This is a genomic window from Mycobacterium toneyamaense, assembly GCF_055384815.1.
Genome location: NZ_AP040333.1, coordinates 5,371,337 through 5,387,013 on the forward strand (window position 1 = coordinate 5,371,337; position 15,677 = coordinate 5,387,013).

13 protein-coding genes and 2 riboswitches are annotated in these 15,677 nt (G+C 66.9%); of the genes, 5 read left to right on the top strand and 8 right to left on the bottom strand.

Annotated features, from left to right (window positions below):
• Nucleotides 1–15: 15 nt before the first annotated feature.
• The 3 genes from ACZ5IQ_RS26060 to ACZ5IQ_RS26070 all read right to left on the bottom strand — a co-directional run bounded on the left by ACZ5IQ_RS26060 (nucleotide 16) and on the right by ACZ5IQ_RS26070 (nucleotide 2,615).
• A complete protein-coding gene (locus tag ACZ5IQ_RS26060) occupies nucleotides 16–570 on the bottom strand; it encodes a TetR/AcrR family transcriptional regulator (RefSeq protein WP_135356475.1) in 555 nt (184 codons plus the stop codon).
• A gap of 65 nt (nucleotides 571–635) precedes the next feature.
• Nucleotides 636–1,103 (bottom strand): DUF4334 domain-containing protein, encoded by a 468-nt coding sequence (locus ACZ5IQ_RS26065; RefSeq protein ID WP_135356474.1) that lies wholly within the window; start codon nucleotides 1,101–1,103, stop codon nucleotides 636–638.
• A gap of 93 nt (nucleotides 1,104–1,196) precedes the next feature.
• On the bottom strand, nucleotides 1,197–2,615 hold the full coding sequence (locus ACZ5IQ_RS26070) for a short-chain fatty acyl-CoA regulator family protein (protein ID WP_135356473.1): 1,419 nt from the start codon (nucleotides 2,613–2,615) through the stop codon (nucleotides 1,197–1,199).
• 119 nt (nucleotides 2,616–2,734) lie between these two features.
• Here ACZ5IQ_RS26070 and prpD point away from each other — a divergent pair, with 119 nt between their 5' ends.
• From prpD to ACZ5IQ_RS26090, 4 genes are read left to right on the top strand one after another with little or no spacing between them, the layout of a single operon-like run.
• Nucleotides 2,735–4,240 carry a 2-methylcitrate dehydratase PrpD gene (gene prpD, locus ACZ5IQ_RS26075; protein WP_212807280.1) on the top strand — a complete coding sequence of 502 codons (1,506 nt, stop codon included), beginning with the start codon at nucleotides 2,735–2,737 and terminating at the stop codon, nucleotides 4,238–4,240.
• A complete protein-coding gene (gene prpB, locus ACZ5IQ_RS26080; RefSeq protein WP_212807281.1) occupies nucleotides 4,237–5,157 on the top strand; it encodes a methylisocitrate lyase in 921 nt (306 codons plus the stop codon). Before prpD ends, prpB begins: the two co-directional genes overlap by 4 nt.
• A complete protein-coding gene (locus tag ACZ5IQ_RS26085) occupies nucleotides 5,154–6,272 on the top strand; it encodes a bifunctional 2-methylcitrate synthase/citrate synthase (protein WP_212807282.1) in 1,119 nt (372 codons plus the stop codon). Before prpB ends, ACZ5IQ_RS26085 begins: the two co-directional genes overlap by 4 nt.
• A 7-nt stretch (nucleotides 6,273–6,279) precedes the next feature.
• A complete protein-coding gene (locus tag ACZ5IQ_RS26090; protein ID WP_406774131.1) occupies nucleotides 6,280–9,660 on the top strand; it encodes a pyruvate carboxylase in 3,381 nt (1,126 codons plus the stop codon).
• Between the two features lie 12 nt (nucleotides 9,661–9,672).
• Here the strand turns inward: ACZ5IQ_RS26090 and ACZ5IQ_RS26095 are convergent, their stop codons facing one another.
• From ACZ5IQ_RS26095 to ACZ5IQ_RS26115, 5 genes are all read right to left on the bottom strand, one after another.
• Nucleotides 9,673–10,590, bottom strand: coding sequence for an NADP-dependent oxidoreductase (locus ACZ5IQ_RS26095; protein ID WP_212807284.1), 918 nt, complete (start codon nucleotides 10,588–10,590; stop codon nucleotides 9,673–9,675).
• A 151-nt stretch (nucleotides 10,591–10,741) separates the two neighbouring features.
• Nucleotides 10,742–13,015, bottom strand: a complete 2,274-nt coding sequence (metE, locus tag ACZ5IQ_RS26100) for a 5-methyltetrahydropteroyltriglutamate--homocysteine S-methyltransferase (RefSeq protein ID WP_212807285.1) — start codon at nucleotides 13,013–13,015, stop codon at nucleotides 10,742–10,744.
• A 115-nt stretch (nucleotides 13,016–13,130) separates the two neighbouring features.
• A riboswitch (cobalamin riboswitch) is annotated at nucleotides 13,131–13,338 on the bottom strand.
• A gap of 26 nt (nucleotides 13,339–13,364) precedes the next feature.
• Nucleotides 13,365–13,760: a YbjQ family protein gene (locus tag ACZ5IQ_RS26105; RefSeq protein WP_133426369.1), complete on the bottom strand. Its 396-nt coding sequence runs from the start codon at nucleotides 13,758–13,760 to the stop codon at nucleotides 13,365–13,367.
• Nucleotides 13,761–13,817: 57 nt separating this feature from the next.
• The gene (locus tag ACZ5IQ_RS26110; protein WP_212807286.1) at nucleotides 13,818–14,726 is read right to left on the bottom strand and encodes a CbtA family protein; all 909 of its coding nucleotides are present in this window, start codon (nucleotides 14,724–14,726) and stop codon (nucleotides 13,818–13,820) included.
• A gap of 14 nt (nucleotides 14,727–14,740) precedes the next feature.
• Nucleotides 14,741–14,956: a CbtB domain-containing protein gene (locus ACZ5IQ_RS26115; protein WP_020100912.1), complete on the bottom strand. Its 216-nt coding sequence runs from the start codon at nucleotides 14,954–14,956 to the stop codon at nucleotides 14,741–14,743.
• 48 nt (nucleotides 14,957–15,004) lie between these two features.
• A riboswitch (adenosylcobalamin (AdoCbl) riboswitch) is annotated at nucleotides 15,005–15,089 on the bottom strand.
• Nucleotides 15,090–15,218: 129 nt separating this feature from the next.
• Between ACZ5IQ_RS26115 and ACZ5IQ_RS26120 the strand changes: the two genes are divergently transcribed.
• Nucleotides 15,219–15,674 (top strand): hypothetical protein, encoded by a 456-nt coding sequence (locus tag ACZ5IQ_RS26120; RefSeq protein WP_133426367.1) that lies wholly within the window; start codon nucleotides 15,219–15,221, stop codon nucleotides 15,672–15,674.
• Nucleotides 15,675–15,677: the final 3 nt, after the last annotated feature.

Consider the following 15,677-nt stretch of genomic DNA (forward strand, 5'->3'; position numbering starts at 1 on the left):
AACCCGGCCAGGTCGTCAGTCACCGGCGGGCTGTTGAACCAGCCGGCGCGCGGCCTCGGCGACGGCGGCGCGCCGGACGGCGGCGGTTTCCGGCGACAGCGGCTGATCGACGATGCGGTCGATACCGAATCCGCCCGCGGCCAATGCATAGGTCATGTCGTTGAGCAGCACCAGCAGATCCATCGGCCGCCACGACGCGTCGATGATTCCGCTCCGCTGGGCCTCGGCGATCCGGTCCAGCTTGGACTGGAAGATGCGGCGCAGCACGTGGTCACCGAACATCCCGTCGGCGGCCTCCAGCTCGATCCAGCGCTGCAACCGCGCCCCGACCGGGTCCGCGACCATGTAGTCGAAGAGCGCGACAGCGTACGCCGGCACGTCGTCGGGTTTGAAGATCGCGTCGTACGGCGCGTCCTGAATCCACTGCTCGACGACCGCCTCGAACAGGTTCTGCTTGCTCTGGAAGTAGCTGTACAGCCGCTCCTTGCTGGCATTGGCTTCGGCGGCAATGCGATTCAGCCGGGCACCGGCAAATCCGAGGGCGGAGAACTCCGCTTTGGCGGCAGCCATGATGCGCTCGCGTGTCGCATGTCCGGCTGCTCTCATAGCATCCGCCAGGGTAACAGCCAGCTACCTCACTGGTCGCGTTCGAGGAGGAAGTAGAACAGCTTGTCGTCGGTGCGCTGCCGCTTGCCGTTCATGATGCCCATGAGGGTGTCGCTGTCGACCCGCTTGAAGTGGTCGAACACCGGCTGCCCGTCGTAGACCATGGTCCCGGTCACCTCGCCGCGAAACTCGATGTCCCACAACGTCGCGCCGCCACGGCTGAGGTCCCTGTTCGAAAACAGTTGCCCCGCTTCGTCGTAGCAGACGATGGGCTCGACATCGTTGATCGATTTGAAGATCTTGCCGTACCACCGGGCCGCCTGCAGTTGGCCGTTCATCTTGTGGCCGGTGTCGAACTCGTCGCCTTTCCAGTTGCCGACCATGTCGACGGCTCGGACCGGTTCCAGCGAGGCCCAGATTTCGTCCAACTCGGCCGGATCGACATGAGCCTGGCCCCGCAGTTCGGCGAAACGAGCGCGGGCGGTATCGACGTCCACAGGGACCTCCCAAGTCAGTTGGTTCGGAAACTGACTGTAATCCCGAACCAACCGGTTCGGCAAGCCTGGATATTGACGTGCCCAGATATTAATTCAGGTGTGCCCGCCCGAAGACGAGTAGGGCAAATCGGTGCTGCTGTGCCGGTCGACCTGCACGGGACGACCGACGTAGGGAAAGGCCCGCTGCGGGCAGGCAGGGCGGTCACAGATCTTGCAGCCCGCACCGATCGGAATCGCGGCCTCAGGGTCGGCCAGATCGATGCCGGCGGAATAGATCAACTTGTCGGCGTGCGCCAGGTCGCAACCGAGACCGATGGCGAAACGCTTCCGCGGCCCCCGGAACCGACTTGGGGCCGACGTCGTCGTGCGCGCGATCCAGAAATACGACCGCCCGTCGGGCATCTGCGCCACCTGGGTGATGAACTCCCCGGGTCTCGCGAAGGCCTGGTGCACCACCCACAACGGGCAGTTGCCACCGACCCGGGAGAAATGAAAGGCAGTGGCGGACTGACGTTTCGAGATGTTGCCCGCGCTGTCGGTGCGCACGAAGATGAAGGGCACACCCCTGGCTTCGGGGCGCTGCAGCGTCGAGAGCCGATGGCATACGGTCTCGAATCCGACCTCGAACCGGCGCGCCAACTGGTCGATGTCATACCGCAGTTCCTCGGCCGCCGCCAGGAACAGCCGGTACGGCATCAACAGCGCGCCGGCGAAGTAGTTCGCCAACCCGATCTGCGCGACTTCCCTTGCCTCGGCGCTCAGTTGGTCGTCGGCGGCCACCAGCGCCGCGATCAGGTCGGCATACATCAACAGCGCCAGCTGGGTGGCCAGCTGGAATGCGCGCTGCCCCGGGTGCAGCCACCGGGCCACGTAGAGAACGCCGACGTCCTCGCGGTACAAGCGTTTGGCATTGGGCCCCAACACCTCCCCGTCGTCGATGACCACACTGATGCCGAGCTCTGCGGTCAGCAAGTCGGCCAGTTGGGCATCCAAACCGCCGAGCCGCATAGCGAACCGGCCGAACAACGATTCGGCCGCGGCGTCCAGTTCACCGACGTGGTTCTTCCGGTCGTAGAAGAAGTCCCGGACTTCTTCGAACGGCATCGGCTGCGGCAACGGCGCCGACGCGTCGACGGTGGCGCGGGTGTGCATGGCGTCGAGTTCGGTTGTGGCATCGAACAATCGGCGGTTCATGCTGACCAGCATCTGACCGACCGCCGGCATTCTCGCCACCAGTTCCTCGATCTGGCCGGCCGTCGCCGAGGTGTCGGCGAGGATCTCGCGCAGGTCGGAAACCAGCCGCGCGTCCGATTCGGGCGCGAAGTAGTTGGTCGGCAGATCGAAGCGCTCCGCCAAGGTGAGCAGCACCGGTACCGTCACCGGGCGCTGGTCGTTCTCCAGCTGGTTGACGTAGCTCGTCGACAAACCCAGGACGCGCGCCAGCGCGACCTGCGTCAGGCCCTGTTCCTCGCGCAGCCGTCGCAGACGGGCGCCCACGAATGTCTTTGCCACTGCCGCGAGCCTAACCCCCGCGGCTTACACAAAGTTCGCAAACTACAACCACCAAGGACGCAAAATTACGCAAATACAGGGTCTTTCCGGCTCGCGATCAGCTGCGTAGCGTGCGAATCATGCAGACACACGAGGTACGCACCCGACGCAGCGCGGAGGAATTCCCCCGCTCGGAACACCTGGCGTGGAAGATCGCGGAGGTGGCCGCCGATCCGGTCGACGTGACGCCCGAAGTCGAGGCGATGGTCGTCAACCGGATCATCGACAACGCCGCGGTCTCGGCCGCATCGGTGATCCGGCGTCCCGTCACCGTCGCCCGGACCCAGGCACAGGCGCACCGCACGCCGCGCGGTGCCACGGTATTCGGCATCGACGGCACCTACTCGCCCGAGTGGGCCGCCTGGGCCAACGGGGTGGCCGTCCGCGAACTCGACTTCCACGACACCTTCCTGGCCGCCGAGTACTCGCACCCGGGGGACAACATCCCGGCCCTGGTCGCGGTGGCCCAGCAGCTCGACGTCCGCGGCGCCGACCTGATCCGCGGCATCGCCACCGCATACGAGGTGCAGATGGACCTGGTCCGCGGAATCTGCCTGCACGAACACAAGATCGACCACGTCGCGCACCTCGGCCCGTCCGTCGCCGCCGGCCTCGGCACCATGCTCCGGCTGGACCCCGAGACCATCTATGCCGCGGTCGGCCAGGCGCTGCACCTCACCACCGCCACCCGCCAGTCCCGCAAGGGTCTGATCTCCAGCTGGAAGGCCTACGCCCCAGCGCTGGCCGGCAAGGTCGCGATCGAGGCCGTGGACCGTGCCATGCGCGGTGAAGGCTCCCCCGCCCCCATCTGGGAAGGCGAGGACGGCGTCATCGCCTGGCTGTTGTCCGGGCCCGAGCACACCTATCGGGTGCCGCTGCCCGGCCCCGGTGAACCCAAGCTGGCCATCCTGGACAGCTACACCAAGGAACACAGCGCCGAGTACCAGAGCCAGGCCCCCATCGACCTGGCGCGCCGGATGCGTTCGCGGATCGGCGATGTCGACCAGATCGCCACCATCGTGCTGCACACCAGTCACCACACGCACGTCGTGATCGGCACCGGCTCGAACGATCCGCAAAAGTTCGACCCGGATGCAACACGGGAAACCCTGGATCACTCGGTGATGTACATCTTCGCGGTCGCACTGCAGGACGGTGAGTGGCACCACGAACGGTCGTACGCGCCCGAGCGCGCCCGCCGGCCGGACACCATCGAGCTGTGGCACAAGATCTCGACCGTCGAGGACCCGGAGTGGACCCGCCGCTACCACTCGAATGACCCGGCGGAGAAGGCGTTCGGCGCCCGGGCCGTGGTGACGCTCAAGAGCGGCGAGGTGATCGTCGACGAGCTGGCCGTGGCCGACGCGCACCCGCTCGGCGCGCGTCCGTTCGGGCGTGAGCAGTACCGCGACAAGTTCACCACGCTCGCCGAAGGCGTCGTCGCCCCTGCCGAGCAGGACCGGTTCCTGGCCGTGGTCGACGGCCTTGCGGCCATGAAGCCGGGCAGCCTCGGCGCCCTCAACGTGCGCGTCGACCAGGTCGTGCTGGACAAGGCGCCCACGATCCCGTCGGGGATTTTCCGATGAGCGCCGGCCTGCTCGGCTCGCGGGTCTCGGCCGCCGACAAGCGGGTGGCGTTGCGGACGGCACTGAATTCCGGCCGGCTGCAACGCTATCCGGGCGCATTCTCGCCACTGGTGGCGAAGCTGGTGTCAGAGATCGGCTTCGAGGGGGTCTACGTCTCGGGCGCGGTGCTGTCGGCCGACCTGGGCCTGCCCGATATCGGGCTGACCACCTTGACCGAGGTGGCCGCCCGCAGCGCCCAGATCGCCGCGGCCACCGACCTGCCCACCCTGGTGGACGCCGACACCGGCTTCGGCGAGCCGATGAGCGCCGCACGCACCATCACGATCCTGGAGGATGCCGGGCTGGCCGGCTGCCATCTGGAGGACCAGGTGAACCCCAAGCGCTGTGGCCACCTCGACGGTAAGGCAGTCGTGCCGGCCACCGAGATGATCAAGCGACTGCGTGCCGCGGTCGCCGCTCGCCGGGACCCCAACTTCGTCATCTGTGCGCGCACTGATGCCGCCGGAATCGAGGGCATCGCCGCGGCCATCGACCGGGCCAAGGCCTACGCCGATGCCGGCGCCGACCTGATCTTCACCGAAGCACTGTCCACCCCAAGGGAATTCGAGCAGTTCCGGGCAGCGGTCGACACTCCCCTGCTGGCCAACATGACCGAGTTCGGCAAGTCGGAACTCGTGACGGCCCAGCGGTTGTCAGACATCGGCTACAACCTGGTGATCTACCCGGTCACCACGCTGCGTCTGGCGATGCACGCGGTCGAGATGGGCCTGCGCGAAATCCACACCGCCGGAACCCAGGCCGGCCTGCTCGGCCAGATGCAACACCGCAGCCGGCTGTACGAGTTGCTGCGCTATGCCGAATACAACCAATTCGATTCCGACATCTTCAATTTCACCCTCCAGGACGTGAAATCATGACCACTCAACCGCCCCACATCCACAAGGGTCTGGCCGGTGTCGTCGTCGACACCACCGCCATCTCCAAAGTCGTGCCCGAGACCAACAGCCTGACCTACCGGGGCTATCCGGTACAGGATCTGGCGACGCACTGCACGTTCGAGCAGGTGGCCTACCTGCTGTGGCACGGCGAGCTGCCGACCGAACACGAACTCGCGATGTTCTGCCAGCGCGAGCGGGCGTCCCGGCGGATCGACCGGTCGATGTACTCGCTGCTGGCCAAGCTGCCCGAGAGCTGCCACCCGATGGACGTGGTCCGCACCGCGATCAGCTACCTCGGCGCCGAGGATCCGGAAGAGGACGACAGCACGACTCCCGCCAACTACGCCAAGTCACTGCGCATGTTCGCCGTCCTGCCGACGATCGTCGCCGCCGATATCCGCCGACGGCAAGGACTTTCGCCCATCCAACCGCACAGTCAGCTGGGATACGCCGAGAACTTCCTGAACATGTGCTTCGGATCGGTCCCCGAACCGGCGATCGTCGTCGCGTTCTCCCAGTCCATGGTGCTGTATGCCGAGCACAGCTTCAACGCGTCCACGTTCGCCGCCCGGGTGGTGACCTCCACGCAGTCGGACATCTACAGCGCGGTGACCGCCGCCATCGGCGCCCTCAAAGGCTCGCTGCACGGCGGCGCCAACGAGGCCGTCATGCACGACATGCTGGAGATCGGCTCGGCCGCGAACGCCCCGAAGTGGTTGCACGGCAAGTTGTCTCGCAAAGAGAAGGTGATGGGCTTCGGACACCGCGTCTACAAGAACGGTGACTCTCGGGTGCCGACGATGAAGGCTGCGCTCGACCGGGTGGTGGCAGCCCGCGGCGGCCAGCGGTGGCTGGACATCTACACCGTGCTGGAGCGCGAGATGTTCACCGCCACCAGGATCAAGCCGAACCTCGACTTCCCCACCGGGCCGGCCTACTACCTCATGGGTTTCGACATCCCGGTCTTCACACCGCTTTTCGTGATGGCCCGCATCGTGGGCTGGACCGCACACATCATGGAACAAGCGGCGTCGAACGCACTGATCCGTCCCCTGAGTGAATACTCGGGCCAACCACAACGTTCCATTGCCTGAGCGCGCCATCACCAAAGTCCTCGTCGCCAACCGGGGTGAGATCGCGATCCGGGCCTTCCGGGCGGCCTATGAGCTGGGTATCGCGACGGTGGCGGTATACGCCCACGAGGACCGGAACTCCCCACACCGATTGAAGGCCGACGAGTCCTACCAGATCGGCGAGCCTGGCCATCCCGTTCGGGCTTATCTGTCGGTGCCCGACATCATCCGGGTGGCCCAGCTGTCCGGCGCCGACGCGGTGTACCCGGGATACGGATTCCTCTCGGAGAACCCCCAACTCGCGGCAGCGTGCGCCGCGGCCGGCATCACGTTCGTCGGCCCGAGTGCCGGCGTCCTGGAGTTGACCGGTAACAAGGCCAGCGCCATCGCCGCGGCCCGAACCGCCGGCCTACCGGCGCTCGCATCGTCGGCTCCGTCTGCGTCAGTCAGCGAATTGCTCACGGCCGCAGCCGGTATGGAGTTTCCCCTGTTCGTCAAGGCCGTCTCGGGTGGTGGCGGACGTGGCATGCGGCGGGTGACCGAGCCGGCCGCGCTGGCCGAGGCCATCGCGGCGGCGTCGCGCGAAGCGGAGTCTGCTTTCGGTGACCCGAACGTCTACCTCGAGCAGGCGGTCCTCAACCCCCGCCACATCGAGGTGCAGATACTGGCCGACGGAACCGGCGAGGTGATCCATCTCTTCGAACGGGACTGCAGTGTGCAACGCCGGCACCAGAAGGTGGTCGAGCTGGCCCCCGCCCCGAACCTCACCGACGAACTGCGGAACCGGATCTGTTCTGATGCGGTGACATTCGCGCGCCAGATCGGTTACTTCTGCGCCGGAACCGTCGAGTTCCTGCTCGACGAGCGCGGGCACCATGTGTTCATCGAGTGCAATCCGCGCATTCAGGTCGAGCACACGGTGACCGAGGAGATCACCGACGTCGACCTGGTCACCGCCCAGTTGCGGATCGCGGCCGGCCGGTCGTTGGCCGAGCTCGGGCTGAGCCAGGATCGTGTCAGAATCCGTGGCGCCGCCATGCAGTGCCGCATCACCACCGAAGATCCCGCCAACGGTTTCCGTCCCGACACCGGCCGGATCACCGCCTACCGTTCTCCCGGCGGTGCCGGCGTCCGGTTGGACGGCGGCACCAACGTCGGTGCGGAGATCAGCGCCCACTTCGACTCGATGCTGGTCAAACTCACCTGCCGCGGCCACGACTTCGCGACGGCGGTCAGGAGGGCCCGACGCGCCCTCGCGGAGTTCCGCATCCGCGGGGTGTCGACGAACATCCCCTTCCTGCAAGCGGTTCTCGATGATCCGGACTTCGCCGCAAGCAAGGTGTCGACATCGTTCATCGACGAGCGTGCGCAACTGCTGACGGCCCACACTCCAGGGGACCGCGGCACGCGCATCCTCAACTACCTCGCGGATGTCACGGTGAACCAACCGCATGGCGGTCGTCCATCGGCTGTGTATCCACGTGACAAGCTGCCGAAGATCGATCTCGACGGTCCGGCACCGGCGGGCAGCAAGCAGCTGCTGACCGAGCTCGGCCCAGAGCGCTTTGCGGCCGCCCTGCTGGAGTCGCCGCGGCTGTGGGTCACCGACACCACGTTCCGCGACGCCCATCAGTCGCTACTCGCAACTCGAGTGCGTACCTCGGGCCTGGTCAAGGTGGCCCCGTACGTGGCGCGCATGACGCCGCAGCTGCTGTCGGTCGAGTGCTGGGGCGGCGCGACCTACGACGTGGCGCTTCGGTTCCTGAAAGAGGACCCGTGGGAGCGGCTGGCCGCGCTGCGGGAGGCGATGCCCAACATCTGCCTCCAGATGCTGTTGCGCGGCCGGAACACCGTGGGTTACACACCCTATCCGACATCGGTCACGTCGGCGTTCGTACAGGAGGCCACCGCCACCGGCATCGACATCTTCCGCATCTTCGACGCGCTGAACAACGTGGAGTCGATGCGGCCGGCGATCGATGCAGTGCGCGAAACCGGTTCCGCGGTGGCCGAAGTCGCGATGTCCTACACCGGCAACCTCTCCGACCCCGCGGAGACGCTGTACACGCTCGACTACTGGCTGAAGCTGGCCGAGCAGATCGTCGATGCCGGTGCCCACGTGCTGGCAATCAAGGACATGGCCGGTCTGCTGCGACCACCCGCGGCGGCAAAACTCGTGTCGGCGTTGCGATCCCGTTTCGACCTGCCTGTACACGTCCACACCCACGACACCCCAGGTGGACAGCTGGCCACGTACGTCGCGGCCTGGCAGGCCGGTGCCTCTGCAGTCGACGGGGCGGCGGCACCGCTGGCCGGCACCACCAGCCAGCCTGCGCTGTCGTCGATCGTTGCGGCAGCCGCGCACACCGCGCACGACACCGGTCTGTCGTTGGCAAACGTCTGTGAGCTGGAACCGTATTGGGAGGCGTTGCGCCGCGTCTACGCGCCGTTCGAGGCGGGCCTGCCCGCACCGACCGGCCGCGTGTACACCCACGAGATCCCGGGCGGGCAGCTCAGCAATCTGCGTACCCAGGCCGCCGCCCTCGGGCTGGGCGGCCGGTTCGAGGACATCGAAAACGCCTATGCCGGAGCAGATCACGCTCTCGGCAGGCTGGTGAAGGTGACGCCGTCGAGCAAGGTGGTAGGTGATCTTGCGCTGGCGCTCGTCGGCGCCGGGATGAGCGCCGGGGAGTTCGCCGCCGACCCGCACCGCTGCGACATCCCGGATTCGGTGATCGGCTTCCTCCGCGGCGAGCTCGGCGACCCGCCCGGCGGCTGGCCGGAACCCTTGCGCAGCAAGGCCCTTCGCGGAAGGTCCGACACCAGGCCGACGGCAACCCTCACCGTCGAGGACTACGCCGAACTGGCGGAACCCGGTCTTACCCGCCGAGCGGCCCTGAATCGGCTGCTCTTCCCCGGTCCGACCCGCGAATTCCGCACGCATCGAGAACAATTCGGCGACACCTCCCGCCTGAGCGCCAACCAGTTCTTCTACGGGCTGCGCCGCGGCGAAGAGCACCGCGTCGAGTTGGAGAAGGGCGTCGAGCTGCTCATCGGTCTCGAGGCCATCTCCGAGCCCGATGACCGCGGCATGCGGACGGTGCTGTGCCTGTTGAACGGTCAGCTACGCCCGATCCTGGTGCGGGACAGGTCGATCGACAGCGCAGTCCGCGCGGTGGAGAAAGCGGACCGCGGCAACCCGGACCACGTTGCGGCGCCGTTCGCCGGCGTCGTGACGATCCGGGTGACCGTTGGCGAGCGGGTGAGCGCCGGCCAAACGGTCGCCACCATCGAGGCGATGAAGATGGAGGCAGCCATCACGTCGCCGAGAGCCGGTACCGTCACGCGGCTCGCGGTGGCGCCCACGGCCAGTGTCGAAGGCAATGACCTGCTGGTGGTGGTCAGCTGACCGTCGTAGTGTTCACGGCACGACGACGAGCTTGCCGTGCACATGGCCCGTCGTGCTCGCCGAGAGCGCGGCACCGGCTTCGGTCAGCGGGTACGTCTCGCTGATCGAGACGGCAAGACGTTCCTGCGCGACAAGCGTCGCGAGTTCGCGAAGGGCGGCGCCCAGTTCGCTTCCGGACCCACCGGCGTGCACCTCGATGCCGGTGTCGGCCTGGTCGAAGGCGACCAGCGTGAGCACCCGGGCCGGATCGCCGGTGAGCTCGATCGACAACGGAATCTCGCCGCGACCGGAGGCGTCGAGAACGGCGTCGACTCCGTCGGGTGCGGCGGCCCGCACCCTCTCGAGCAGACCATCGCCGTAGGTGACCGGCGTCGCGCCGAGCGAACGCAGGTATTCGTGGTTGGATTCACCCGCCGTGCCAATGACATTGACACCCTGAGCCTTTGCGAGCTGGACGGCAAAAGTACCTACGCCGCCCGCGGCCGCATGGATGAGCAGGGTGTCGCCCGCCTTGACGCCGAGCTTCCCCAGCACCGTGTACGCAGTGCCGCCCGCGCCTGCCAGCGAGCCCGCCACTTCCCAGCCGACGCCCTCAGGCTTACGGACGAGCTCGGCAGCTTCCGCCAGCGCAAGATCCGCGAACGAACCTGTCGTCGACCGGCCCAGAACCTCGTCGCCAACCGCCCACTCGGTCACCTCGGACCCAACGGCGTCGACGACGCCGGCCACGTCGGACCCCACACCGGCGGGCAGCTCGAGCGGCATCAGTTCGCGCATGTATCCGCCGAGGATCTTCCAGTCGATCGGATTGACGCCCGCGGCACGTACCGCGATTCGCACCTGGGTGGGTCCGGGAGCCGGCGGCTCGACATCGACCACTCGCAAAACCTCAGGTGTGCCGTATTCGGCGAACTGCACTACTCGCGACATCGATTCGTCTCCAATCGGTTTCCGGGCGCTGGCCCAGCAAGGTCAAGGCTCGGGCAGCCGGTTTTATTTCAGGTGACGCACTGCCGCGTGACCCCGAAAAGAACTGCGCTCCGGAACCTGGCTCAGGTTCCGGAGCGCAGTCATCGGCGAGCTATCCGGCGCGAACCAACAGTGCCGCCTGCACCATGCGCCGCAGCGACTCGGTCACCTCGTCGGTCTTGCGGGTCTTCAGCCCGCAGTCCGGGTTCACCCAGAGCCGTTCTGCCGGAACGGCATCCAGCGCACGGCGCAGCGATGTCGCCATCTCGCCGGTGGTGGGAACCCGGGGCGAGTGAATGTCGTACACACCGGGGCCGACGCTGTTCGAGAACCCGATGCCGTTGAGGTCGTCGAGGACCTCCATGTGTGAGCGTGCCGCCTCGATCGACGTCACGTCGGCATCGAGATCGGCAATGGCGCCGATCACCTCACCGAACTCCGAATAGCACAGGTGCGTGTGAATCTGCGTGGCGTCGCTGACGCCCGACGTCGAGAGCCGGAACGCGTCGACCGCCCACTGCAGGTAGGCCGCCTTGTCGGCATTGCGCAGCGGCAGCAGCTCTCGCAACGCCGGCTCGTCGACCTGGATGATCGCGATGCCGGCGGACTGCAGATCGACGGTCTCGTCCCGGATGGCCAGCGCCACCTGGTTGGCCGAGTCCGCCAGCGGCTGATCGTCGCGAACGAACGACCAGGCCAGGATCGTCACCGGGCCGGTGAGCATGCCCTTGACGGGCTTGTCGGTCAACGTCTGCGCGTAGGTCGCCCACTCGACCGTCATCGGCTGCCGCCTGGTGACGTCGCCGAAGAGGACCGGCGGGCGCACGCAGCGGCTGCCGTACGACTGCACCCAGCCGTTCTTGGTGGTCAAGAAGCCGTCGAGATGCTCGGCGAAGTACTGCACCATGTCGTTGCGCTCGGGCTCGCCGTGCACCAGCACATCGAGGCCGAGTTCCTCCTGCAACCGGATCACCGTCTCGACTTCGGATTTCATCCGGCCGATGTAATCGGCCTCGTCGATCTCGCCGGCGACGAACGCCGCCCGGGCCTTGCGGATCTCGACGGTCTGCGGGAACGAACCGATCGTCGTGGTCGGCAGTGCCGGCAGATGCAGGCGGGCGTCTTGTGCCTTACGCCGTTCGGCGGCCGGCCCGCGGCTGATGCCACCGGACAGGACCGTGCCGAGCCGGGCTCGGACGGCGGCGTTGTGCAGTCGCGGGTCGTGCCTGCGTGACGCGACCGCCCGGTTCGATGCCTCGAGCTGCGCGGCCACCGAGCCCCGGCCAGTGCGCAGCGCCGTCGCCAGCGTCGCGACCTCGTCGACTTTCTCGGCACCGAACGCCAGCCAGCCGCGGAGCGCGTCGTCGAGACCGTCCTCGCGCTCGAGCGAGTACGGGACGTGCAGCGTCGAGCACGACGTGGACACAGCCACCGAACGTGCCGACTCCTGCACTGACTCCAGCCGGACCAGTGCGGCCTCCAGGTCTGTGCGCCAGACGTTGCGGCCGTCGACGACGCCGGCCACCAACAGCTTGTCCGCGAGACCGGGAATTCCGGCCGTCGGCTGGTCACCGCCGGCGACGAAATCGACTGCGACGCCGTCGATCTGCGTGCGCGCCAGCGCCGGCAGCACACTCCCCAGCTCGCCGAAGTAGGTCGCGACCAGGATCGCCGGACGTTCGGCGGCTGCCGCGAGCGTGGCGTAGGCATACTCGGCCAATTCGGCGGCGTTGGCAGTGCCGTCCAGGATGTCGGTGACCAAGACGGGTTCGTCGATCTGCACCCACTCGGCACCGGCTGCGGCGAGTCGGCCCAGCAGTTCGGCATACAGCGGCAGCAGCTCGCCGAGGCGCCCGATGGGCACCTCGGCGCCGTCGACGGCCTTGCTCAGCGCCAGGAACGTGATCGGCCCGACGATCACCGGCCGGGCCGGAATACCCTGCGCCTGAGCCTCTTTGAGCTCTGCCAGCACCTTGTCCGGATGCAGTGTGAACGTGGTGTCGGGGCCGATCTCCGGGACCAGGTAGTGGTAATTGGTGTCGAACCACTTCGTCATCTCGAGCGGTGCGATGTCCGCCGTCCCGCGAGCCGCCGCGAAATAGCGATCGAGATCATCGGCAATGCCGCCCGCGCGACTCGGCAGGGCGCCGAGCAGTACCGCGGTGTCGAGCATCTGGTCGTAGTAGGAAAACGTATTGACCGGAATGGAATCCAGTCCGGCGGCCGACAACGCGGCGATGGTCTCGCGGCGCAGGCCCGCGGCGATTTCCTCGAGCGCGGCCCGGTCGATCCGGCCCGCCCAATAGCGTTCGACGGCCCGCTTGAGTTCACGGTTCGGACCGATGCGGGGCGCGCCGAGAATGGTTGCGGTGAATGGTGTTGACAACTGACGTCCTTCAAATGCGACGGAAGTGCGCACCGCCCAAGGACATTCATCGAGGACAGCACAAACCGCCCTCGGCGATCAGCCCATTCCACGAGGCGATGCACCGCCGGACGCGGCGCATCCGGCACAGCTGGCAGGTCTTCGGACTCGCAGGCACGCACCCTTCGGGTGCACCTAGTGGCCGTCGCTTCCCAGTCCGATGCGGACCAGTGCGGATGACGGCGGTCGTTCCTGCATACCGCTGCGGGACAGTCCCGGATTCTCACCGGGTTCCCTCTCATGGCGGTTCCCCGCCATTCGACGCCGCAGACACCGAAGCGTCATTGGCAAACCAGCTGCGCCGTGGAGATTACCCTGTCGGGCCCTGTGCCGGGCCCGGACCGCCGCCGTAACCCAACTGCTGTGCGGTGTAGCGGGCGGCGTCGGTGACCGGAACCGCTTGTACCGCAGTGCCGTACGCGCAGATCTCGGTCCACACGTCACCGATCTCGGTGGTGTCGAACCGCATCCCGATGATGGCATTGCCGCCGCGGGCGTGACATTCCTGGAGCAGCCGGCCCATGGCTTCGTTGCGGCTCTCGGCGAGGTTCTTGGTCATGCCCTGCAGCTCGCCGCCGAACATCGCCTTGAACCCGGCGCCCATCTGCGCGAAGGCGTTCCGGGACCGGACGGTGAGGCCGAACACCTCACCGCAGACCCGCTGAATCTCCCACCCGGGCAGGTCATTCGTCGTGACAACCAGCATGCTGCCGCCTTTCTGTGTCGGTATGCCTCGAACTGTAGTGCGCGGCAACCGCAATCGTCAGAGCGCGGCTGCCACGTCCTGTGCCGGTGCGGCCTTCCTGGCGCCACCGAGGTAGCGCTCGACGAGCCCGCCGAACACCAGCCCGATGACCGTCCAGATCAACGCCTGGTCGATCAGCGAGTACCACCGGAACTTCCACAGCAGGTCGGCGTCGAATCCGGGGTAGATCAACTGCCCGGGGGCGTAGACCTTGCCGTCGACGGTGACCGGCGTATCGAAGGTGTTGGTGATCGGCTGCGGCGTCTCGGTGGCGGCGCGCGCGAAGCCGAACTCGCCCGCGTGCTCGACATTGGCGGCCAGATCACCCAGCGACGGCAGCGCCGCCAGCAGACCGCCGTACAGCACGAAGAAGCCGAGCACCGAGATTCCGACGGCACGCGCCCAGCCGACCTTCGCAGACAGCTTGCGCGCGGCGAACACCGCGAGGCCCAGCAGGGCCAGCGACCCCCACACCATTCCCAGGTACAGGAAACCGCGGGCCTCCATGGTGAATTCATGGCCGACAGCGGGCGGGTTCGACGGGTATTTCACGAACGGCAACAGGTACACACCCAGGAAGCCGAAACCGGCGGTGGTCCAGCCCAGCACCTTGGGCCGGACCTGGAACCGGCCGTGCAGTACCAGATACGCGACAGCCACCAGCGCACCCATCGCCACAGAGAACGCGATGATGCCGGTGGCCGCACCGATACCCGACTGGATGGACCGGCTGAACAGCTCGGGCCCGTCCGGCTCGACCGGATGGCCCATGGCCGTGTGGACGGTCGAGAGCACGTTCATGCGGCCGGATTCGTAGTCGATGGCCTTGTCGATGGTGGGTTCAGCAAAAATCCAGGCAAACAGGAACCCCAGAATGCCGGCGATCAGACCGGCGAGGGCTCCGCGCCCGATGACGCGGATTTCCATGAAAGTCCCTTGCGTCAGTGGCAGGGGAAGCCGAGGAAGTGCCGCGAGTCGTGCACCCACTCGTGGACCACGACGGTCTTGCCGAACATCGACATCATGCCCTCGTCGATGCCGACGAGGTAGTACGCCAGCATGGCCAGGAAGATCGTCACGCCCAGCAGCACTGCCACTCGAGTGGCCGAAAGCGCCTTGGTCGATACGCCCGGCTTGGAAACCGCAATACTCGTCATGGTCAAACCTCCTACGGGGTCACGCGCCCCTACATTGTTCGGTTCTGCACGACGGCGAAAGATCTGACTCGCCGCAGAGGGCTCACAGTGGCGCAACCGTGCCGGATTCTCACCGGCTTCCATGCACCGTCGTAACGGGATCAAGATACACCGAACCGTTTCCCGTCCGCGCAGATCCGTAGGGACTTCCCTTATATCCGTGGCACCGCCGGGCGCTTAGCGTCGATCTCGACCCCCTGCACAGCGACGGAAAGGCACTGCGATGTTGTTCGCCACCACGGCCAGATTGGTCTGCACAGTCGCCACCGCCGCCACGCTCGCGGTGGCCGGATGTGGCACCGCCGGCCACAGTTCGAACTCGAGCGCGGGCACGGCCGGAGCGACCGCCGCGGCCGGCAACAGCGGCGCCGGCGACTTCTGCACACTCGACGCGAAGCTGGTCGCCCGCAAGCTGCGCGACATGAACTCGGCATTCGGCAGCGGTGCGGCAAACCAGAGCCAGATCGTCGACGACCTGCTCAAGGACGCGCCCGTTACGCAGGGCGAACTCATCGCCGCGGCGCCCGCCGAACCGCATCGCTACCTCGAAGACCTCGCCGATCCCAACAAGATGGACGCGATGCTCGACAACATGAAGGCGCTCAACGACTGGGCGCTCAAGAACTGCGATGCGAAGTACCGCCCGCTGTTCGAAGAGCACGGGAAACTCGTCGGCTGACCA